17 protein-coding genes are annotated in these 21,957 nt (G+C 73.6%); 11 read left to right on the forward strand and 6 right to left on the reverse strand.

All coding sequences use genetic code 11. From position 1 onward, the window contains the following. Positions 1 to 61: 61 nt before the first annotated feature. A complete protein-coding gene (locus LPA54_RS30845; RefSeq protein WP_228983978.1) occupies positions 62 to 325 on the reverse strand; it encodes an antitoxin in 264 nt (87 codons plus the stop codon). A 41-nt stretch (positions 326 to 366) separates the two neighbouring features. Beyond that, entirely contained in the window at positions 367 to 711 is a 345-nt protein-coding gene (locus LPA54_RS30850) for a hypothetical protein (protein WP_228983980.1), read from the reverse strand. A 183-nt stretch (positions 712 to 894) separates the two neighbouring features. Here LPA54_RS30850 and miaA point away from each other — a divergent pair, with 183 nt between their 5' ends. The 6 genes from miaA to hflX all read left to right on the forward strand — a co-directional run bounded on the left by miaA (position 895) and on the right by hflX (position 8,941). Beyond that, positions 895 to 1,833 (forward strand): tRNA (adenosine(37)-N6)-dimethylallyltransferase MiaA, encoded by a 939-nt coding sequence (gene miaA, locus LPA54_RS30855; RefSeq protein WP_228983982.1) that lies wholly within the window; start codon positions 895 to 897, stop codon positions 1,831 to 1,833. Between the two features lie 103 nt (positions 1,834 to 1,936). Further along, the gene (locus LPA54_RS30860; RefSeq protein WP_228984019.1) at positions 1,937 to 2,407 is read left to right on the forward strand and encodes a hypothetical protein; all 471 of its coding nucleotides are present in this window, start codon (positions 1,937 to 1,939) and stop codon (positions 2,405 to 2,407) included. Between the two features lie 145 nt (positions 2,408 to 2,552). Further along, positions 2,553 to 3,425, forward strand: coding sequence for a diaminopimelate epimerase (dapF, locus tag LPA54_RS30865; protein ID WP_228983984.1), 873 nt, complete (start codon positions 2,553 to 2,555; stop codon positions 3,423 to 3,425). Positions 3,426 to 3,602: 177 nt separating this feature from the next. Continuing rightward, positions 3,603 to 5,690: a bifunctional (p)ppGpp synthetase/guanosine-3',5'-bis(diphosphate) 3'-pyrophosphohydrolase gene (locus tag LPA54_RS30870; RefSeq protein WP_228983986.1), complete on the forward strand. Its 2,088-nt coding sequence runs from the start codon at positions 3,603 to 3,605 to the stop codon at positions 5,688 to 5,690. A gap of 158 nt (positions 5,691 to 5,848) precedes the next feature. Beyond that, positions 5,849 to 7,309: a M1 family metallopeptidase gene (locus LPA54_RS30875; RefSeq protein ID WP_228983987.1), complete on the forward strand. Its 1,461-nt coding sequence runs from the start codon at positions 5,849 to 5,851 to the stop codon at positions 7,307 to 7,309. Positions 7,310 to 7,447: 138 nt separating this feature from the next. Then, positions 7,448 to 8,941, forward strand: coding sequence for a GTPase HflX (gene hflX, locus LPA54_RS30880; RefSeq protein ID WP_228983988.1), 1,494 nt, complete (start codon positions 7,448 to 7,450; stop codon positions 8,939 to 8,941). A gap of 92 nt (positions 8,942 to 9,033) precedes the next feature. Here hflX and LPA54_RS30885 read toward each other — a convergent pair whose 3' ends face one another. Beyond that, on the reverse strand, positions 9,034 to 10,221 hold the full coding sequence (locus LPA54_RS30885) for a serine protease (RefSeq protein ID WP_228983989.1): 1,188 nt from the start codon (positions 10,219 to 10,221) through the stop codon (positions 9,034 to 9,036). 556 nt (positions 10,222 to 10,777) lie between these two features. Between LPA54_RS30885 and LPA54_RS30890 the strand changes: the two genes are divergently transcribed. Beyond that, positions 10,778 to 12,142, forward strand: coding sequence for an aminotransferase class III-fold pyridoxal phosphate-dependent enzyme (locus tag LPA54_RS30890; protein WP_228983990.1), 1,365 nt, complete (start codon positions 10,778 to 10,780; stop codon positions 12,140 to 12,142). A 222-nt stretch (positions 12,143 to 12,364) separates the two neighbouring features. Then, positions 12,365 to 14,347: an ATP-dependent DNA helicase gene (locus LPA54_RS30895; RefSeq protein ID WP_228983991.1), complete on the forward strand. Its 1,983-nt coding sequence runs from the start codon at positions 12,365 to 12,367 to the stop codon at positions 14,345 to 14,347. Between the two features lie 187 nt (positions 14,348 to 14,534). Here LPA54_RS30895 and lexA read toward each other — a convergent pair whose 3' ends face one another. Next, positions 14,535 to 15,335: a transcriptional repressor LexA gene (gene lexA / locus LPA54_RS30900; protein ID WP_228983992.1), complete on the reverse strand. Its 801-nt coding sequence runs from the start codon at positions 15,333 to 15,335 to the stop codon at positions 14,535 to 14,537. Between the two features lie 613 nt (positions 15,336 to 15,948). On the opposite strand from lexA, the gene nrdR reads away from it, so the two are divergent. Both nrdR and LPA54_RS30910 read left to right on the forward strand, forming a co-directional pair. Next, the gene (gene nrdR / locus LPA54_RS30905; protein ID WP_228983993.1) at positions 15,949 to 16,461 is read left to right on the forward strand and encodes a transcriptional regulator NrdR; all 513 of its coding nucleotides are present in this window, start codon (positions 15,949 to 15,951) and stop codon (positions 16,459 to 16,461) included. A gap of 160 nt (positions 16,462 to 16,621) precedes the next feature. Next, complete coding sequence (locus tag LPA54_RS30910; protein WP_228983996.1) at positions 16,622 to 19,504, forward strand: vitamin B12-dependent ribonucleotide reductase; 2,883 nt, start codon at positions 16,622 to 16,624, stop codon at positions 19,502 to 19,504. Positions 19,505 to 19,675: 171 nt separating this feature from the next. Here the strand turns inward: LPA54_RS30910 and LPA54_RS30915 are convergent, their stop codons facing one another. After that, complete coding sequence (locus LPA54_RS30915) at positions 19,676 to 20,224, reverse strand: TerD family protein (RefSeq protein WP_368857872.1); 549 nt, start codon at positions 20,222 to 20,224, stop codon at positions 19,676 to 19,678. Positions 20,225 to 20,593: 369 nt separating this feature from the next. Here LPA54_RS30915 and LPA54_RS30920 point away from each other — a divergent pair, with 369 nt between their 5' ends. Beyond that, on the forward strand, positions 20,594 to 21,199 hold the full coding sequence (locus LPA54_RS30920) for a YdbC family protein (protein WP_228984000.1): 606 nt from the start codon (positions 20,594 to 20,596) through the stop codon (positions 21,197 to 21,199). 45 nt (positions 21,200 to 21,244) lie between these two features. Here LPA54_RS30920 and LPA54_RS30925 read toward each other — a convergent pair whose 3' ends face one another. Then, positions 21,245 to 21,877: a TetR/AcrR family transcriptional regulator gene (locus LPA54_RS30925; RefSeq protein WP_228984002.1), complete on the reverse strand. Its 633-nt coding sequence runs from the start codon at positions 21,875 to 21,877 to the stop codon at positions 21,245 to 21,247. Between the last annotated feature and the right edge of the window lie 80 nt (positions 21,878 to 21,957).

Here is a 21,957-nt window from a genome sequence, read left to right on the forward strand (position 1 = left end):
GCCGCGGAGCGTGGTGCTCCGCGGCCGCCCGCCGTGTCGCCGCTCGGGCGCCGGACCGGGGTCAGGCCGTCGGCGGGGGCGGGGGCGAGGGGGGCGGCGGCGGGGCGCCGTCGTCGTCCCGGTGCCCGAGCCGGTCCACCGCGTTGCGCGCCTTGACCGTGCCGGACTCGATCTTGTCGCTGTACTTGCCCTTCGTCCGCTGGTCGACCATCCGGGCCGCCTTCTCGATGCCGTGGTCGATCTTGTCGCCGTGCTGGTGGGCCAGGTCCGCGACCTTGCCCCTGGCCGGGCCGAGCTTGGTCTTCAGCGTGTCCAGGAAGCTCATGGCCACCTTCCCTCCGAACGGGCCGGACGTACCGGCCGCAGCTACGTGCGGGCGCCTTCGCCGGCTTCGTTGTCCGCCGCCTTGCCGGCGGACTGCTGCTTCGGGATGTCCACGCCGTCGGCCGACTCACCGGGCGCCGCCCCGTCGGACGCCGCCTCACCGGTCGCGTCCGCGCCGGACGTCACCCCGCAGGAGGCCGGCTCGGCGGGGTCCGTACCCGCGGTCGGCGCCTCGGCCCCCTCCGGGGTCCCGGCCCCGTCGGACGGGCCCTCGGCGCGCTCCTGCGAGCCGTCCGTCAGCGCGGTGCCCGCCGCCTCCTCGGGGGTGGCTCCGGCCGTCGCCTCGTCCTTCTCACCCTTCCGGCGAAACCATGCAAAAACGCCCATATCAACTCCATAGCGTACTCGTGTGGGCGAAATCCCGCGCAGCCCGGAGCGTCCCATTGCGGCGCCCGGCGAGGCCGGTCCCTGGAACCGGCGGTCGGAACCTCGCAACTGGCAACGACGCCGGCCGCACCCCGTCACGTAACTCGTTCGGGGACACCCCCCGACGTTTGGGAGACTGGTGCGGTGAGCAGCACGAATCCCGCCCCCCGCGTCATCGCCGTCGTCGGCCCCACCGCGGCGGGCAAGTCCGATCTGGGCGTCCATCTGGCACGTGAACTCGGTGGGGAGGTCGTCAACGCCGACTCCATGCAGCTGTACCGCGGGATGGACATCGGCACGGCCAAGTTGACGGTGGAGGAGCGCGGCGGCGTCGCCCACCACCTCCTCGACATCTGGGAGGTCACCGAGGCGGCCAGTGTCGCCGAGTACCAGCGCCTGGCCCGCGCCGAGATCGACCGCCTCCTCGCCGAGGGCCGCACCCCGGTCCTCGTGGGCGGCTCCGGCCTGTACGTACGCGGCGCCATCGACGCCCTGGAGTTCCCCGGCACCGACCCGGCCGTCCGCGCCCGCCTGGAGGCCGAGCTGGAGGAGCGGGGCTCCGGCGTCCTGCACGCCCGGCTCGCCGCCGCCGACCCGGAGGCCGCCCGCGTCATCCTGCCCAGCAACGGCCGCCGCGTGGTGCGGGCCCTGGAGGTCATCGAGATCACCGGCCGGCCCTTCACCGCCAACCTCCCCGGCCACGACTCCGTGTACGACACCGTGCAGATCGGCGTCGACGTGGCGCGCCCCGAGCTGGACGCCCGGATCACCGCGCGCGTGGACCGGATGTGGGACGCCGGGCTGGTCGACGAGGTCCGCGCACTGGAGGCGCACGGCCTGCGCGAGGGCCGCACCGCCTCCCGGGCGCTGGGCTACCAGCAGGTCCTCGCCGCGCTCGCGGGGGAGTGCACCGAGCAGGAGGCCCGCGACGAGACGGTCCGCGCCACGAAGCGCTTCGCGCGCCGCCAGGACTCCTGGTTCCGCCGCGACCCGCGCGTCCACTGGCTCAGCGGCGCGGTCGCGGACCGGGGGGAACTCCCCGGGCGGGCGCTGACGTTGGTCGAACGAGCGGTTACAGCCTGATCACGTGATGGCATCGGGACGCCCTGCCCGTCATGCGGGCGGGCGGGAGCGTGCCATCATCGATCGATCGACCAGTGGATCCGAGTGGGGAGGGCGCGTGGCGATGGAGGCCGGCCCTCGCGACAGAGAAGCGGCACAGGCACCGGACGGCGGGGACTCGCCGGCTCCGGAGGCGCCCGGACTCACTCCGGACGGCCCGGACCTGACCGAGGACGGGGCGCAGGAGATCATCCCCGACGAGGTCGAGGTCGAGCTGCGCCCCCAGCGGCGCCTGCGCATCTGGCAGCTCGCCCCGATCGTCGGCCTCGGTGCGCTGGGCTCCCTGATGTTCGCCTTCCCCCTGGCCTTCGGCTCCGGTGACGGCGGCGCGGTCCTCGCGATGCTCGGGCTCCTGCTCTGCGGCTGCGCGGCCGGCTGGGGCGTGATGGCCGCCCGCCGCGTCGGGTACACCTGGCCCGGCCTGCGCCCGCGCGGCTCGGGCGGACGCCCCGACTGGCGGGTGATCGCGCTGTACACGGCCGGGGTCACCCTCCTGGTCGCGCTCGCCGTCTGGCGCGTGGCCCGCCTCCGCTGACATCACCGCCTCCGCTGACACCACCCGGCGCGCGGCCCGCCACGGGCGCGCGGCGTCGGGCGGCCCGCGACGGGCGCCGCGCGGTGCGGCCCACCGGGCCGGGTGGTCCGGCACGGCGTCCTACCCGCCCCGTAGGATTGATCGCGTGAGCACCGCACCCCTCGCCTTCCTCAAGGGCCACGGCACCGAGAACGACTTCGTGATCCTTCCCGACCCGGACAACGCCGTCGACCTGCCCGCCGCCCTGGTGGCCCGGCTCTGCGACCGGCGCGCCGGGATCGGCGGCGACGGGGTGCTGCACGTCGTCCGCGCCGCCGCCCACCCCGACGCCCGCCACATGGCCGGCGAGGCGGAGTGGTTCATGGACTACCGCAACGCCGACGGCTCGGTCGCCGAGATGTGCGGCAACGGCGTCCGCGTCTTCGTCCGCTACCTGGAGCACGCCGGCCACATCACCGCCGGGGACGTCGCGGTCGCCACGCGCGCCGGCGTCAGGCAGGCGCACCTCGCCAAGAACGGCGACGTCACGGTCTCCATGGGCCGCGCCCTCCTTCCCGAGGACGGCGTCACCGTCAGTGTCGACGGCCGCTCCTGGCCCGCGCGCAACGTCAACATGGGCAACCCCCACGCGGTGGCCTTCGTCGAGGACCTCGCCCACGCCGGCACGCTGTACGGCGAGCCGCCGTACAGCCCGAAGACCGTCTACCCGGACGGTGTGAACATCGAGTTCGTCGCCGACCGGGGCCCCCGGCACGTGGCCATGCGCGTCCACGAGCGCGGCGCCGCCGAGACCCGCTCCTGCGGCACCGGGGCCTGCGCGGTCGCCGTGGCCGCCGCCCGCCGCGACGGCCTGGACCCCGCGGAGACCGGCACCCCCGTCACGTACACGGTGGACGTCCTCGGCGGCACGCTCCTCATCACCGAGCGGCCGGACGGCCGTGTCGAGATGACCGGGCCCGCCGTCATCCTCGCCGAGGGCCGGATCGACCCCGCGTGGCTCGCCGACGCCACCGCCTGACCCGCCCCGCCCCGCCTGCCGGTCACCGTGCGAAACCGCGCCCGCCCCAACGTCGCTCGAATGGGTGATCCCGTTCACGCTGAGCGAGAGCGGGACTGCGCCCCGTGGTGGGCTCGGTAGCATCAAGCACCGGCGCCGTGCCCCACCCACCGCCGGTCGACGCCGCCGGAGGTGCCCATGAGTGCAGAGGCCACCAATCCCAGTGTCCCCAGCCGCAGGCGCGGCCGCCCCAGAATCGACCTGCGCCGGCTCGGCCGCGCCGCGCTCCTCGGCCCCACCGCCCGCGGCCGCCTCCCCGACGCCATCGGCCACGTCGCCGACGCCCACCGCGCCCACCACCCCGACGCCGACCTCGCGGTCCTGCGCCGCGCGTACGAACTGGCCGAGTCCTCCCACCGCGGCCAGTTCCGCAAGAGCGGCGAGCCCTACATCACCCACCCGCTGGCCGTCACGCTGATCCTCGCCGAACTCGGCGCGGAGACCACGACGCTGACCGCCTCCCTCCTCCACGACACCGTCGAGGACACCGACCTCACCCTCGACCGGGTCCGCGAGGAGTTCGGCGACGAGGTGGCCTACCTCGTCGACGGCGTCACCAAGCTGGAGAAGGTGGACTACGGCGCCGCGGCCGAACCCGAGACGTTCCGCAAGATGCTCGTCGCCACCGGCAACGACGTCCGCGTCATGTCGATCAAGCTTGCCGACCGGCTGCACAACATGCGCACCCTCGGCGTCATGCGCCCCGAGAAGCAGGCCCGCATCGCCAAGGTCACCCGGGACGTCCTCATCCCCCTCGCCGAACGGCTCGGCGTGCAGGCACTCAAGACCGAGCTGGAGGACCTCGTCTTCGCGATCCTCCACCCCGTCGAGTACGAGCGGACCCGCGCCCTCATCGCCGACGACGCGACCGCCGGCGAGGCCCTCGCCACCGTCGCCGACGACGTACGGACCGTGCTGCGGGAGGCCGGCATCACCGCCGAGGTGCTCGTCCGCCCCCGCCACTTCGTCTCCGTCCACCGGGTCAGCCTCAAACGCGGCGAACTGCGCGGCACGGACTTCGGCCGGCTGCTGGTCCTCGTCGGCGAGGACGCCGACTGCTACGCGGTCCTCGGCGAGCTGCACACCTGCTTCACCCCCGTGACCTCGGAGTTCAAGGACTTCATCGCCGCCCCCAAGTTCAACCTGTACCAGTCGCTCCACACCGCCGTCGCCGCGCCCGACGGGGCGGTCGCCGAGATCCTCATCCGCACCCACCAGATGCACAAGGTCGCCGAGGCCGGTGTCGTCGCCCTCGGCAACCCCTACGCCGCCGCCCCGGCCGACGGCTCCGACCCGGCCGAGGACGGCGAGCGCGCCGACCCCACCCGCCCCGGATGGCTCTCCCGCCTCCTCGACTGGCAGCAGTCCGCGCCCGACCCGGACACCTTCTGGACCTCCCTGCGCGCCGACCTCGCACAGGACGGCGAGATCACCGTCTTCGTCCCGGACGGCGGCACCCTCGCCCTGCCCGCCGGCGCGACCTGCGTGGACGCCGCCTACGGGCAGTACGGCACCACCGCCCACGCCTGCGTCGGCGCCCGTGTCAACGGCCGCCTCGCCACCCTCGGCACCGTCCTGCGCGACGGCGACACCGTCCAACCGCTGCTCGCCGCGGACAGCGGCTCCGGCCCGTCGCCCGACTGGCTCGAACACGCCCGCACCCCCACCGCCCGCATCGCCATCAACCACTGGCTCGCCGCCCACCCCCACGGCCCCGACACGCCCGCCGCCGACCCCCGTCCGCCCTCCGCCGTCGTCGCCGGCCGCCAGCCCACGGCGAACGCCGTCGTCGACGCCCCGCACACCGGGGTCCGCCTGGCCGGCTGCTGTACGCCCGTGCCGCCCGACACGATCACCGGCTTCGCCGTGCGGGGCGGGGCCGTCACGGTGCACCGCGCGGAGTGCCACGCCGTGCACCGTATGCGGAACCTCGGCAGGCAGCCGGTCCCGGTGCGCTGGAGCGGCCCCGCCCAGTGCCGCGTCACGCTGGTCGCCGAGGCGTTCGGACGGCCCCGTCTGCTGGCCGACCTGACCGAGGCCATCGCCACCGCGGGGGCGGCGATCGTCTCCGCCACCGTCGAACCCCCCAGCGAGCAGCGGGTCCGGCACACGTACACCCTCCAGCTCCCCGACGCGACCGGCCTGCCCGCCCTCATGCGCGCCATGCGCGACGTGCGGGGCGTGTACGACGTGAGCCGCGCCCAGCACCCGGCGGGCGCACACTAGCGAAGCGCCCCGCCCCAAGGCCGCCCGCGCCGAGCCGCCTCCGAGACCCGCCCGAGGGGCCGTACGGCGCACAGGTGTGCCCGCCGCGGCCGTCCGTTCGGGTGCGCCGGGCGCGCGCCGCCGGGGCGCGCACCCGGGGCGCTGGTAGCGGTGGGGCCATGTCCCTCACCTCTCCACGCCTGCGCGCCGCGCTCGTGGCCACGGCGTCCGCGGGGCTCATCGCGGCCGCCGTGCCCGCACCCGAGCCGCTCGGCATCGGCGACCCCCTCTTCCCCCACCTGGGCAACCCCGGGTACGACGTGCTGGCCTACGACATCGCCCTCACCTACGGCGGCGACAACCGCGCCCCCCTGGACGCCGTCACCCGGATCGACGCCCGGGCCACCCAGCGGCTGGAGCGCATCAACCTCGACTTCTCCCAGGGCACCGTCAAGACGGTCCACGTCGACGGCCGCCCCGCCGACTTCACCGGAACCGGCGAGGACCTGGTCGTCGACACCGGTCGGCCCGTCGAACCGGGCACGCGGCTCACCCTCACCGTCGCCCACACGAGTGACCCCGCCGCGCCCAAGGCGTCGGGCGGCTGGATCCGCACCTCCGACGGCCTCGCCATGGCCAACCAGGCGGACGCCGCCCACCGCGTCTTCCCCTGCAACGACCACCCCGCCGACAAGGCGTACTTCACCTTCCACGTCACCGCCCCCAAGGACCTCGTCGCCGTCGCCAACGGGGTGCCGGTCGCCCGGAGCGCCGCCGGGCCCACCGCCACCTGGACCTACCGCGGCGTCCACCCCATGGCGACCGAACTCGCCCAGGTCTCCATCGGCCGGTCCGCCGTCGTCCGCCGCACCGGCCCCCACGGCCTGCCCCTGCGCGACGTCGTCCCGGTCGCCGACCGGGAGCGGATGGAGCCGTGGCTGGCGAAGACCCCCGACCACCTGCGGTGGATGGAACGGGAGGTCGGCCGCTACCCCTTCGAGACGTACGGGGTGCTCGTCGCCGACGCCGCCACCGGCTTCGAACTGGAGACCCAGACCCTCTCCCTCTTCGAGCGGGGCCTGTTCACCCACCCCGACCTCCCCGCCTGGTACATCGAATCGATCATGGTGCACGAACTGGCGCACCACTGGTTCGGCAACAGCGTCTCCCCACGGACCTGGTCCGACCTGTGGCTCAACGAGGGGCACGCCACCTGGTACGAGGCGCGGTGGGCCGAGGACGCCGGCCACCGCACCCTGGAGAGCCGGATGCGCGAGGCGTACACCGCCTCCGACCGGTGGCGCGCCGCCGGCGGTCCCCCCGCCGCGCCCCGTCCGCCCGCGCCCGGACAGAAGATCAGCCTGTTCCGCCCGGTCGTCTACGACGGCAGCGCCCTCGTCCTGTACGCGCTGCGCCAGGAGATCGGCGACCCCGCCTTCCGGGAGCTGGAGCGCCGCTGGGTCACCCGGCACGCGCACGCCACCGCCGGTACCGCCGAGTTCGTCGGCCTCGCCTCCGAGGTCGCGGGCCGCGACCTGACGCGCTTCCTGAGGGGCTGGCTGTACGGCGAGCGGACCCCCGCCATGCCCGGCCACCCCGACTGGCGCAGCAAGGCCCCGACGAACACGAAACCCGCGTGACGCGGCCGATCACGCCGTGCGACCATCGTCACGTCGGCGGCGCGAGCGGGGCATCACCCGCCGCCTTCCCGGGAATCAAACGGGAAGCGCACGCGTTGTCACCGACGTACCGATTTTCTCCATCGACGTAAGGATCAAATGACCTCCTCTTCTTCCCCTTCCCAGGACGAGCAGAGCTCCGCGGAGCTGACCCGCGCCGAGAGCCTTCGGGCCGATGCCCTGATGGAAGAGGATGTCGCCTGGAGCTACGAGATCGACGGCGAGCGGGACGGCGAGCAGCTCGACCGCTCGGAGCGCGCGGCGCTCCGGCGCGTGGCGGGTCTGTCCACCGAGCTCGAGGACGTCACCGAGGTCGAGTACCGGCAGCTGCGCCTGGAGCGCGTCGTGCTGGTCGGCGTCTGGACCTCGGGGACCGTGCAGGACGCGGAGAACTCCCTGGCCGAGCTGGCCGCCCTCGCCGAGACGGCGGGCGCGCTCGTGCTCGACGGGGTCATCCAGCGCCGCGACAAGCCGGACCCGGCCACGTACATCGGTTCCGGCAAGGCCGAGGAACTGCGGGACATCGTGCTGGAGACGGGCGCCGACACCGTCGTCTGCGACGGTGAGCTGAGCCCGGGCCAGCTGATCCACCTGGAGGACGTCGTCAAGGTCAAGGTGGTCGACCGGACCGCCCTGATCCTCGACATCTTCGCCCAGCACGCCAAGTCGCGGGAGGGCAAGGCCCAGGTCGCCCTCGCGCAGATGCAGTACATGCTGCCGCGGCTGCGCGGCTGGGGCCAGTCGCTCTCCCGTCAGATGGGTGGCGGCGGCGGTGGCGGCATGGCCACCCGCGGTCCCGGTGAGACCAAGATCGAGACGGACCGGCGACGGATCCGCGAGAAGATGGCGAAGATGCGCCGGGAGATCGCGGAGATGAAGACCGGCCGCGACATCAAGCGGCAGGAGCGCCGGCGCAACAAGGTGCCGTCCGTCGCGATCGCCGGATACACCAACGCCGGAAAGTCGTCCCTGCTCAACAGGCTGACCGGCGCGGGCGTACTGGTGGAGAACGCACTGTTCGCCACCCTCGACCCGACCGTCCGCCGGGCCGAGACGCCGAGCGGCCGCCTGTACACGCTGGCCGACACGGTCGGGTTCGTCCGGCACCTGCCGCACCACCTGGTCGAGGCGTTCCGCTCCACCATGGAGGAGGTCGGCGAGTCCGACCTGATCCTCCACGTGGTGGACGGCGCGCACCCCGCCCCGGAGGAGCAGCTGGCCGCCGTGCGCGAGGTGATCCGGGACGTGGGCGCGACCGACGTGCCCGAGATCGTCGTGGTCAACAAGGCGGACGCGGCCGACCCGCTGGTCCTCCAGCGGCTGCTGCGCGTCGAGAAGCACGCCATCGCCGTCTCCGCGCGCACCGGCGCGGGCATCGCGGAACTGCTCGCGTTGATCGACGCCGAGCTGCCCCGCCCCGAGGTCGAGATCGAGGCGCTCGTGCCGTACACCCAGGGCGGGCTCGTCTCGCGGGTGCACGCCGAGGGCGAGGTGCTCTCCGAGGAGCACACCGCCGACGGCACGCTCATCAAGGCGCGGGTGCACAGCGAGCTCGCCGCGCTGCTCGCCCCGTCCAGCCCCGTCACGGCCTGACGACGCGACGAGGAAGCGGGTGGTGCCGGGCCTGATCAGGCCCGGCACCACCCGCTTCCGTCTGTCCGGCGGCGCGCCCCGCGCGCGGCGGTCTACCGCCCCGCGAACTTCTCGCTGACCGCCGTGTACACGCCCTTCGCCTCAGCGCCGAGCCGCGGACCGGCCAGCCAGCCCGCCGTCACCGGACCGATCGACGTGTTCGAGACGAGCGCCGGCCGGCCGTCGCGGCCGGCGGCCACCCAGCCGCCACCCGAGGAACCGCCGGTCATGCTGCACCCGATGCGGTACATCGTCGGCTGCCCCGCCTTCAGCGACAGCCGGCCCGGCCTGTCCGCGCACCGGTACAGCTCCTGCCCGTCGTACGGCGGCGCCGCCGGGTACCCGGTCGCCTCCATCCTCGTGATCCCCGCCACCGGCGGCGCCGCGAAGTCGACGGGCAGCGCCGCACCGACCGTCTCCTCCAGCGACTTGCCGCCGCTGCCCTTCTCCGGCGTCACGTGGACGACCGCGAAGTCGTACGGCGCTCCCTGGCCGCCCACCGGGGCGCCCTGGTCGATCCACTGCTCCGAGGTCTGCGCCCAGTCGCCCCACCACACGCCGTAGGGGGCGACGTCCTCGCGGGTCGCCGCCTCCAGCCGGTCCGTCGACAGGCCCTTGTCGTTGTACGAGGGGACGAACGCGATGTTCCGGTACCAGCCGCCGTTCTTGCCCGCGTGGACGCAGTGGCCCGCCGTCCACACGAGATTCGACTTGCCCGGGTGCGCGGGGTCCTTCACCACGGTCGCCGAGCACACCATCGAGCCCTTGGGCCCGTCGAAGAGGAGCTTGCCCGCCTCCGGAGCGCTGCCGTGGTACGGCGTGCCGACCGGCGCCGCCTCGACGCGCCGGGGCGTCGGGTCGGTCACGCCCTCGTCACCGGAGACGTCGCCGTCCTCGACCGGACGGTCCGGCTCCTCCGCCTCCCGCATGCGGTCCGGGTCCCACAGGTCCTCGATGATCGGGTTGACGAAGTCCTGCGCCTCGCGCAGCCACTTGTCCCGGTCCCAGTTCCGCCACTCGCCGCCGCGCCACTTGTCCAGGTCGATCCCGTGCTCCTTGAGCCGGCCCTTCAGGTCGTCAGGGATGGTGATCTTCCCGGCGCCGGCCCCGCCCGGGGACTGGGCCGCCGAGGTGCTCGGCGAGCCGCTCGGCGCGTCCTCGCCCGGGCCGCAGCCCGTGGCGGTCAGCGCCAGCGCGGCCGCGACGGCGGCCGAGGCGAGCAACGGACGAACAGTGCGCATGAGTGATCCCCCTGGGACTTCGTGACCGGGCACTCCGGCGGAAGCGCCTTCCGGACGCGGTACTTCCGGCCGCCGGCACACCGGGCCGGCGCCCGGCCTGCGGGCACCGCGGTGCGGCTCCCACTATGCCGGTGCCGAGGGGGACGGCCCGCGGCAGGTCCGCGGTTCCCCGGCGCGAGGATCTTCGGCGGGCCCGTTATCGCGTGCGGCCGTCGTCGTTGGTCCGTGCGGAGCACCGCGTGCGGAATGTAGGTGTTCGACTCCGCGCGCGGATCCGTCCGCGCCGGGGTCGGCCCTGGGCAGCGCCCTGCGGGGAGCGGCCCGCGGGTGGCGCCCGGCGGGAGGGAGCGCGGTCCGATGCCACTGGTGCCGGACCCGCGGCCCGCACCGCGCGAACGCGGAACGTCCGGGCGACGTACCGATGAGTGGCACGGCCCCGCCGTACCGAGGGCGCGCCGCCCACTCCGCCGCAGGGCCGCGCGTACCGGCACACCGCGCCGCACGTACCCGTACGCCCACCACCCCAGCCGTCGCCACCCGGGAGGACGACAGAGACGTGGCCGCGACCGAACCGGCCCCGGCGGGACCGACCGCCGGGCATGAAGGGATCATGCGCCGCCAGTCGCTGCGCGAACCCGCCGCCCGCACCTACGCACGCTCCCTGCCGGTCGTCCCGGTACGGGCCCGCGGACTCACCGTCGAGGGCGCCGACGGCCGCCGCTACCTGGACTGCACGTCCGGCGCGGGCGCCCTGGTCCTCGGCCACAACCACCCGGTCGTCCTGGAAGCCCTCAAGCGGGTCATCGACTCCGAGGCGCCCCTGGACGTCCAGGACCTCGCCACCCCCGTGCGGGACGCCTTCACCACCGAGCTGTTCGCCACTCTTCCCGCCGCGCTCGCCGCCGACGCCCGCGTCCGGTTCTGCGGGCCCGCCCCCGGGGACGCCGTCGCCGCCGCGCTCGCGCTGGCCCGCACGGCCACGGGCCGCTCCAGGGTGCTCGCCTTCACCGGTCCGACACCCCGCGATCCGGCCGCTTCCGGCACCCCGGTCGTACCGGGACCGGAGGGCGGCGCACCCGTCGTCCGGCTGCCGTATCCCCGCGACGCGCGCCACCCGCTCGGCCGTGACGCCGACGGCCGCGATGTCGGCGAGGTGCTCGACGGCCCGCTCGGCGCCGCCGACGGTCCCGCCGGACCGGCGGCCGTGCTCGTCGAACCGGTCCACGGCGCCGGTGACGTGGTGCCCGCGCCGGACGACTGGCTGCGGCGGGTGCGCGGGCTCACCGAGGAGCGGTCCGTCCCCCTCGTCGCCGACGAGACGCTGACCGGGCTCGGCCGCACCGGCACGTTCTGGGCGGTCGAGCACAGCGGTGTCGTCCCGGAGGCGATGGTGATGCCGCACGCGCTCGGTGGCTCGCTCCCGCTGTCGGTGATCGTCCACCGGGCGGCCCTCGACGACGGCAGGCCGAACCGTCCCGCGGGCGTCCCGCGCGGCAACCAGCTCGCCCTGGCCGCCGGCACCGCCACCCTCGCCTACGTCCGGGAGAACCGGCTGGCCGACCGGGCCGCCGTCCTCGGCGCGAGGCTCCTCGCCGACCTGCGGGAGCTGGCGGCCGCACACCCCTGCGTGGCCGCGGTGCGGGGCCGCGGCCTCATGATCGGGGTCGAGCTGGCCGCCCCCGCGCTCGCCGGCGGCGGAACCCCGCGCGCCACGGCCCCGCCCGTGCGCACCGCCGCCGACCGCGCGGAGGCCGTACGGCGGGAGTGCCTGGACCGGGGCCTGATCGTCGCCACCGGCGGGCGCGCCTGCGGCGTCGTACGGCTGCTGCCGCCGCTGACGCTCACCGACGGGCAGGCCGCCGCCGTCCTCGACCGCTTCGCCGACGCCCTCGCCGCCACGGAGCGGACCTGGCCCCACTGAGCCCTTGCCTCCCATGCCGGACCCCACCGGCTCCAACCGGCTCCACCGGACGCACCGGCTCCGCCGGCCGCCCGGCGTCAACCACTCGGCTCCGACCACCCGTACGGGTGGCGAACGGCCTCGACCTCGGAGGTGGGCGCCCACAGGCGTCGGCCGGAAGCGGACGGTGGGTCACGGCGACGGGAACCGACTGTCGGTGCGGCCCCTTAGGGTGGACGGGCTATGACGAAGCCATCCCTCCCCGAGCTCCTCCACGCCGCCGTCGCCGCCGTCGGCGGCGCGGAAAGGCCAGGCCAGGTCACCATGGCCGAAGCCGTCGGCCAGGCCATCGACGACGGTACGCACCTGCTCGTCCAGGCCGGCACCGGCACCGGCAAGTCCCTCGGCTACCTGGTGCCCGCCCTGGCCCACGGCGATCGGGTCGTGGTGGCGACGGCCACGCTCGCCCTGCAGCGGCAGCTCGTCGAGCGGGACCTGCCGCGCACGGTCGAGGCGCTGCACCCGCTGCTGCGCCGGCGCCCGGAGTTCGCGATGCTCAAGGGCCGGTCCAACTACCTGTGCCTGCACCGGCTGCACGAGGGCGTCCCGCAGGACGACGAGGAGGGGCTGTTCGACCCCTTCGAGGCGGCCGCCCCGACGAGCAAGCTCGGCCAGGACCTCATGCGCCTGCGCGACTGGTCCGACGAGACGGAGACGGGCGACCGCGACGATCTGACGCCGGGCGTCTCGGACCGCGCCTGGGGGCAGGTGTCGGTCACCTCGCGGGAGTGCCTCGGGGCGACGAAGTGCGCGTACGGCGCGGAGTGCTTCGCGGAGGCGGCCCGCGAGCGCGCCAAGCTCGCCGATGTCGTCGTCACCAACCACGCGCTGCTCGCGATCGACGCCATCGAGGGCGCGCCGGTCGTCCCGCAGCACGAGGTGCTGATCGTGGACGAGGCCCACGAGCTGGTCTCGCGCGTCACGGGCGTGGCCACCGGCGAGCTGACCCCCGGGCAGGTCAACCGCGCCGTGCGCCGCGCGGCGAAGCTGGTCGACGAGAAGGCCGCCGACCAGCTCCAGACCGCCGCCGAGGGGTTCGAGAGGCTGATGGAGCTGGCCCTGCCCGGCCGGCTCCAGGAACTGCCCGAGGACCTCGCGTACGCGCTGATGGCCCTGCGGGACGCCGCCCGCGCGGTGATCACCGCCATCGGCAACACCCGCGACCGGTCCGTGCAGGACGAGGACGCCGTCCGCAAGCAGGCCCTTGCCGCCGTCGAGAACGTCCACGCGGTGGCGGAGCGCATCGCGAACGGCTCCGAGTGGGACGTGGTCTGGTACGAGCGGCACGACCGGTTCGGCGCGTCCCTGCGGGTGGCGCCGCTGTCCGTGTCCGGGCTGCTGCGCGAGAAGCTCTTCGCCGACCGGTCGGTGGTCCTGACGTCCGCGACGCTCAAGCTCGGCGGTGACTTCAACGGGGTGGGCGCCTCGCTCGGACTGGCCGCGGAGGGCGTCGAGGGCGAGGACCTGCCGGTCTGGAAGGGCATCGACGTCGGCTCACCGTTCGACTACCGCAAGCAGGGCATCCTCTATGTCGCCCGGCACCTCGCCACCCCGGGCCGGGAGGGCAGCCGGGGCGACATGATGGATGAGCTGGCGGAGCTGATCCAGGCGGCCGGGGGCCGCACGCTGGGTCTCTTCTCCTCGATGCGGGCCGCGCAGGCCGCCGCCGAGGAGCTGCGGGGCAGGCTCGACCAGCCGGTGCTGCTCCAGGGCGAGGACACACTCGGCGAGCTGATCAAGACGTTCGCGGGGGATGCCGCCACCTGCCTCTTCGGCACGCTCTCGCTGTGGCAGGGCGTGGACGTCCCGGGGCCGAACTGCCAGCTGGTGGTCATGGACCGCATTCCGTTCCCGCGGCCGGACGACCCGCTGATGAGCGCTCGGCAGAAGGCCGTGGAGGAGGCCGGGGGCAACGGCTTCATGGCGGTCGCCGCGACGCACGCGGCGCTGCTCATGGCCCAGGGAGCGGGCCGCCTGGTGCGGGCGACGGGGGACCGGGGAGTCGTGGCGGTACTGGACCCGCGACTGGCGAACGCCCGGTACGGCAGCTTCCTGCGGGCCTCCCTGCCGGACTTCTGGTACACGACGGACCGCAACCAGGTCCGCCGCTCCCTGGCGGCGATCGACGCGGCGGCGACGGCGGCGACGGCGGGGCAGGCGGGGTAGGTCGGGCGCCGGGCAGGGGGAGGCAGCGCAGGCGGGGCGGATGGTCCGGGCGGCGGGGCGGGCCCACCGCTCAGGCGGGGCGACCCTCGGCGGGTGGCTCGCCGGCCGTACGCGCCTGGCCCGGGGCACAGCAAGGCCCCGGGACCGGCGCAGAGGTCCCGGGGCCGGTTCGGGCCGGCGGGCGGCGTCACACCCGTCGCAGAACCGCCACCACCTTGCCGAGGATGGTCGCCTCGTCGCCGGGGATGGGCTGGTAGGCGGCGTTGTGCGGGAGCAGCCAGACGTGGCCGTCCTCCCGCTTGAAGCGCTTGACGGTGGCCTCGCCGTCGAGCATGGCGGCCACGATGTCGCCGTTCTCCGCGACGGGCTGGCGGCGGACGGTGACCCAGTCGCCGTCGCAGATCGCGGCCTCGATCATCGAGTCGCCCACGACCTTCAGCACGAAGAGCTCACCGTCGCCGACGAGCTGCCGGGGGAGGGGGAAGACGTCCTCGACGGACTCCTCGGCGAGGATCGGGCCGCCGGCGGCGATCCGGCCGACCAGCGGTACGTACGACGCGGCGGGCTTGCCGGTGGTGTCGGCGGGCTGGGTGCTGGGCTGGTCGGAGCCGCGGACCTCGTAGGCGCGGGGGCGGTGGGGGTCCCGCCGCAGGAAGCCCTTCCGCTCCAGGGCCATCAGCTGGTGGGCGACGGAGGAGGTGCTGGAGAGTCCGACCGCCTGACCGATCTCGCGCATCGACGGTGGGTACCCTCGCCGCTGCACCGAGTCGCGGATCACCTCGATCACGCGCCGCTGGCGGTCCGTGAGCCCCGAGCTGTCGGCGCGGATGCCGGGAGGTCGGCCGGGCATCGACCGTGCGGGCTTGGGAGGCTCGGGGGTCGCGCTCGCCTCGTTCACGTTCTTCACGGTCATGGCATGCACCGGCTCGAATCGGCCCTGGGAGCGGTCCTGGGCGGTGATGGTGGCGCTGTCTGCGGTGGTGGTCACGTCGGCCCCTCTCGAATGGTCTCCCTGGCTGGCACAACGGTAGTTGCTTTCGAAAGGTTGCGCCAAACACACGTTCGAGTGAAAAAACATGGAATGGCTTACGTGTGCGTGTGCCTAGGTGTATGTGCGACCTTTTCGGCGCCATGGCAATTCGGGCCATTACGGTAACCCTCGCCGACACCCGCCCCGCGCCCGGGTCGCGCACGCCGCCGCTCGCGATGGCGCGGGCGCCGTCCGGGGGCGCGGTGCGGGGCGGCCCGGAAGGGTCGCCGGAGGACGTCGCCGGGGGGCGTGCGGAGGGGAGCCCGGGGTAGGCGCGCGGTGCGGGAAGTGCGCCCGCGGCGGCCGTGCGCCCCCGTGCCCCACCGCACTCGCGGACCGCCCGTGCCGTAGGCTCTCGGTCGGCCGCAAGCCCGCGGGCGGCGCGACACGCGCCACGGGGCGATTGGGCGTCAGACCCTACATGTAGTGGTTGCATGGTCACAGTCGCCCAGAAGTTGTGGTCCCCGGTCAGTGAGGCCAGTGGCGATCGCCTATGCTGGTGCCTGCTTCGAACGGGTCCGGGAGGACTCGGCGAGGCCATTCAGTCGTGCTGTGAAGGAGGGTTGGGACCATGCACTGCCCCTTCTGCAGGCACCCCGACAGCCGCGTCGTCGACAGTCGCACCACCGACGACGGGACGTCCATCCGGCGCCGCCGCCAGTGCCCCGACTGCTCCCGTCGCTTCACCACCGTGGAGACCTGCTCCCTCATGGTCGTGAAGCGGAGCGGGGTGACCGAGCCGTTCAGTCGGACCAAGGTCATCAACGGTGTGCGCAAGGCGTGCCAGGGGCGCCCCGTCACCGAGGACGCCCTCGCGCAGCTGGGCCAGCGGGTCGAGGAGGCCGTGCGGGCCACCGGCAGCGCCGAGCTCACCACGCACGACGTCGGCCTCGCCATACTCGGCCCGCTGCGGGAGCTCGACCTCGTCGCGTACCTGCGCTTCGCGTCCGTGTACCGGGCGTTCGACACGCTGGAGGACTTCGAGGCCGCCATCGCGGAGCTGCGCGAGCGGCGGCCCACCGTGGACCAGGACGGCACCGGTGCGACCCCCGAGGTCCCGGTGCCCGCCCGCCCCGCCGGCTGACCGGCCCGCCGGGCCGGGTCCGGACGCCGGCAGCAGTCGGCGGGACGGCCAATCGACCAGCCGGGGGCGCTGCCCGCAGCGCCCGTGGCGACAGACAGACACCGTGCCTTGGGAAGATCTGGGCACATCAGGGCGTTTTTGCCCGTATATGGGAGGCGGCATGACAGAGACGACGAGCGGCCCGGCACGAGGCTCCCGCGCCAAGGGGTCCAAGGCGGGCAAGGGTCTGCGCATCGAGCGCATCCACACGACTCCGGGCGTGCACCCGTACGACGAGGTCGTCTGGGAGCGTCGTGACGTCGTCATGACCAACTGGCGCGACGGCTCGGTCAACTTCGAGCAGCGTGGCGTCGAGTTCCCCGACTTCTGGTCGGTGAACGCGGTCAACATCGTCACCAGCAAGTACTTCCGGGGCGCCGTCGGCACCCCGCAGCGCGAGACGGGCCTGAAGCAGCTCATCGACCGCATCGTCAAGACCTACCGCAAGGCCGGTGAGGAGTACAACTACTTCTCGTCCCCGGCCGACGCGGAGATCTTCGAGCACGAGCTCGCCTACGCCCTCCTGCACCAGATCTTCAGCTTCAACTCGCCGGTGTGGTTCAACGTCGGCACGCCGCAGCCCCAGCAGGTCTCCGCCTGCTTCATCCTGTCCGTCGACGACTCCATGGAGTCCATCCTCGACTGGTACAAGGAAGAGGGCATGATCTTCAAGGGCGGCTCCGGCGCCGGCCTGAACCTCTCCCGCATCCGCTCCTCCAAGGAGCTCCTCTCCTCCGGCGGCAACGCCTCCGGCCCCGTCTCCTTCATGCGCGGCGCCGACGCCTCCGCCGGGACGATCAAGTCGGGCGGCGCGACCCGCCGCGCGGCCAAGATGGTGATCCTCGACGTCGACCACCCCGACATCGAGGACTTCATCGAGACGAAGGTCAAGGAGGAGGAGAAGATCCGCGCCCTGCGCGACGCGGGCTTCGACATGGACCTGGGCGGCGACGACATCACGTCCGTCCAGTACCAGAACGCCAACAACTCCGTCCGTGTGAACGACGAGTTCATGAAGGCCGTGGAGACCGGCGGCAAGTTCGGCCTGCGCGCCCGCATGACCGGCGAGGTCATCGAGGAGGTCGACGCCAAGGCGCTCTTCCGCAAGATGGCCCAGGCGGCCTGGGCCTGCGCCGACCCGGGCATCCAGTACGACGACACCATCAACCGCTGGCACACCTGCCCCGAGTCCGGCCGGATCAACGGCTCGAACCCGTGCAGCGAGTACATGCACCTGGACAACACCTCGTGCAACCTCGCCTCGCTGAACCTCATGAAGTTCCTCAAGGACGACGGCAAGGGCAACCAGTCCTTCGACGTCGAGCGCTTCGCGAAGGTCGTCGAGCTCGTCATCACCGCGATGGACATCTCCATCTGCTTCGCCGACTTCCCCACCCAGAAGATCGGCGAGAACACCCGCGCCTTCCGCCAGCTGGGCATCGGCTACGCCAACCTCGGCGCCCTGCTGATGGCCACCGGCCACGCGTACGACTCCGACGGCGGCCGCGCCCTCGCCGGCGCCATCACCTCGCTCATGACGGGCACCTCCTACCGCCGCTCCGCCGAGCTCGCCGCGGTCGTCGGCCCGTACGACGGCTACGCCCGCAACGCCGAGGCGCACAACCGCGTCATGAAGCAGCATGCCGACGCGAACACCGCCGCCGTCCGCATGGACGACCTCGACTCGCCGATCTGGGCCGCCGCCACGGAGGCCTGGCAGGACGTGGTCCGCCTCGGCGAGAAGAACGGCTTCCGCAACGCGCAGGCGTCCGTCATCGCCCCGACCGGCACCATCGGTCTCGCGATGTCCTGCGACACCACCGGCCTGGAGCCCGACCTCGCCCTGGTCAAGTTCAAGAAGCTCGTCGGCGGCGGCTCCATGCAGATCGTCAACGGCACGGTCCCGCAGGCCCTGCGCCGCCTGGGCTACCAGGAGGAGCAGATCGAGGCGATCGTCGCCCACATCGCCGAGCACGGCAACGTGATCGACGCGCCCGGCCTCAAGCAGGAGCACTACGAGGTCTTCGACTGCGCCATGGGCGAGCGCTCCATCTCCGCGATGGGCCACGTCCGCATGATGGCCGCCATCCAGCCGTGGATCTCCGGCGCGCTCTCCAAGACGGTCAACCTCCCCGAGACGGCCACCGTCGAGGACGTCGAGGAGGTCTACTTCGAGGCGTGGAAGATGGGCGTCAAGGCGCTGGCCATCTACCGCGACAACTGCAAGGTCGGCCAGCCCCTCTCCGCCAAGAAGAAGGAGGAGGAGAAGAAGGCCGCGGTCGAGCCGGCGAAGGTCGAGAAGGTCGTCGAGTACCGCCCGGTCCGCAAGCGCCTCCCCAAGGGCCGCCCCGGGATCACCACCTCCTTCACGGTGGGCGGTGCCGAGGGGTACATGACCGCCAACTCCTACCCGGACGACGGTCTCGGCGAGGTCTTCCTCAAGATGTCCAAGCAGGGCTCGACCCTCGCGGGCATGATGGACGCCTTCTCCATCGCGGTCTCCGTCGGCCTGCAGTACGGCGTGCCGCTGGAGACGTACGTCTCGAAGTTCACCAACATGCGCTTCGAGCCGGCCGGTATGACGGACGACCCGGACGTGCGGATGGCGCAGTCGATCGTCGACTACATCTTCCGCCGTCTGGCGCTGGACTTCCTGCCCTTCGAGACCCGCTCGGCGCTCGGCATCCACTCCGCCGAGGAGCGCCAGCGCCACCTGGAGACCGGCTCGTACGAGCAGTCCGACGACGAGGACATGGACGTCGAGGGCCTCGCCCAGTCGGCCCCGCGCCAGCAGGAGGCCCCGAAGGCCACCGCCCCGAAGGCGCAGCCGGCCGAGCTCCCGGCCCCGGTCTCCAAGCAGGCCCACACGTCGGCCGAACTGGTCGAGATGCAGCTGGGCATCCAGGCCGACGCCCCGCTGTGCTTCTCCTGCGGCACCAAGATGCAGCGCGCCGGTTCCTGCTACATCTGCGAGGGCTGCGGCTCGACCAGCGGCTGCAGCTGAACCACCCGCCGGCGCCGGTGACGGCGCGGGCACGGTGACCGGCTGAGGTGGGGAGGCATCCCGTCCAGGGATGCCTCCCCACTCGTCGTGTACGGACCGGGGCGCGCGGGACCGGTGGGCCGCCGGGCCGCCGGGCCGTCGGGCCCTCGGCCCGAGGGGCGGCCGGGCCGTCTAGTGGCGGGCTCCCATCACCCGGCTGAAGGACTGCGGGTCGGTGTCGAAGCCGTGCAGCAGCCGCCGGTAGCGCCAGGTCTCGGCGTCCTCGCGGACGAACTCGGCGATGGTCGCGGCGGTGGCGCCGGCCACGCCCGCGAGGTCGTCGCTGTCCAGCTCCTCGTAGCCCTCCCGCACCAGCACCTTCGTGTTGGGGACGTCCCCGAAGGTCACCGGTCCGCCGCTCTGCTGTATGGCGATGCCGACCACCACGCGCGCGTAGGCGGGGGACAGGCGGGTCAACTCCAGGGTCATCGCCTCGTCGATGCCGAAGCCCTGCCCCGTACGGCTGTCGCGGTTGAGCGTGATCGTGCCGTCCGGCGACCGGCTGTCGAAGTGGACCAGGTAGACCGGCTCGCCGTACGGGTCTCCCGTGGGATAGACGGCGGCGATGATGTCGAGGTCGTGTACCGGGCCGCCACCCGTGCTCGGGTCCCATTTGAGGGCCACCTCGACCTTGGCGACGCCCTTGTTCAGCGTGCTCACCTTTCCCCCTCTCTGCGCCACTGGCACGGGACCGGAGGCAACTCCCCTCCGGCGCCCGCCTGCTGGACCATGGTGTCACGGAGGGTCAGGACCGTCAGCGCGTCCTTGCGGAATGTGCCGGGCCGTCTCCCCGCCGCCTCGGCGCCCGGGTCGTGCCGGCACCCGCCCCGTCTCCGTACCTGTCTCCGAGTCCGTCTCCGTACCCGTCTTGTACCCGCGCCCGGGGGTGACGGTGCTCGCGGGCGGCCGGCGCTCGCGGTGCTCCGGACCGCTCCGTGCGCTGGGGGTGCGGCGCGTCCCGCGCCGGGTGCTCCGGGCGTGCCCCCGGCGGCGGGGAGCCGGTTCCGCTGGGCCGGGACCGCCCGGGCCGTCGCCCCGTACGATGGCGCGGTGCTGGTCAAGTGGATTCGCTGCACCGTCGTGGACCGTCGCGGGTTCGAGCGGGGGCAGCGGAAATGGGCGGGGCTGCTGGGGGAACCCGGCTTCCGGGGGCAGGGCGGCGGGTGGAGCCGTCTGCGGCCGGGTGTGGCCCACGTGTTCTCGTTCTGGGAGAGCCGCCCCTTCTACGACTCGTTCATGGCGCGGTCGCACGCCAGGCTGGCCGCCGCGCAGGCCGGCACCTTCAAGGGCGCGCAGGCCAAGCTCTTCGACTACCGCTTCGACGTGAAGACCGGGTTCGAACCGCGCTTCACCGACGCCGACGTGGTGCGGGTCGCCCACAGCCGCATCCGCGAGGACCGGGTGGAGCACTACGCACTGATGCAGGAGAAGGTGTGGAACCCGGCGATGGCCGGTTCCCCCGGCATGCTGCGGGGCTTGTTCGGCGAGGCGCCGGGCAACGAGTTCCTGGTGCTGTCCATGTGGAAGTCGGCGGCGGAGCACGGCAAGTACCGGACGGAGCGGGTCGAGCGGCTCGCCCTGCGCGCGCAGATCGCGGCGGACGTCGTCGCCCTGACGGGGGACGTCGTGGACCTGGAGGCCGCCTGGACGGTCTGAGGGCACGGCGGTCCGACGGGCCCGGCCGGCCGGCCGTCGCCGTTCTCAGCTGCGCGCACCGGTGAACGCGCCCGCGTGGACGGCCGCCAGGGCGGCCTGCGCCGCCTGGTCGGCGACCCGGGTGTCGACCGGTTCCCGCGTCACGAACAGCCGGAGGAACAGCGGTGCGGACACCGCCCGCACCACCGCGCCCGCGTCCGTACCGCGCGGCGCCTCGCCCCGCTGGACCGCGCGCTCCACCACGGCCTCGCACCGGCCGAACCGTTCCGCGTAGAAGGCGCGCAGGGCGTCCGCCGCGCGCTCCGACTGGAAGGCGGCGGCGACGAACGCCGTGGGCGCGGCGGCTGCCGCCGGGTCGGCGAACGAGTCGCACACCTCCCGGGCGAGGGCCCGCAGGTCGCCCTCCAGGGTGCCCGTGTCGGGCGGGGCCCAGCCGTCCTCGCCCGCGAGGTCGAGGGCGTCCGCCACCAGCTCTTCGAGCCCGCCCCACCTGCGGTACAGCGTCGTCTTGTGCACCCCTGACCGCTCGGCGACGAACTCGACGGTGAGACCCGGGTAGCCGTGCTCTGCCAGGCCGGTCAGCACGGCGTCGCGTACGGCAGCGCGGGTCCGCGCCGTACGGCCACCGGGACGCCGGGAGCCGGGGCCGGGTGGCGGCTGCGACGGGTTCTCAGTCAATTGCTACTCCTGTTGCATTAGGAAGGCCAAGTGTGCCACACTCGATCTTAACGCTACCAGCGTCGCATTAGCCGGTGGGG

Source organism: Streptomyces sp. DH12 (genome assembly GCF_020873895.1).
Classification (GTDB): domain Bacteria; phylum Actinomycetota; class Actinomycetes; order Streptomycetales; family Streptomycetaceae; genus Streptomyces.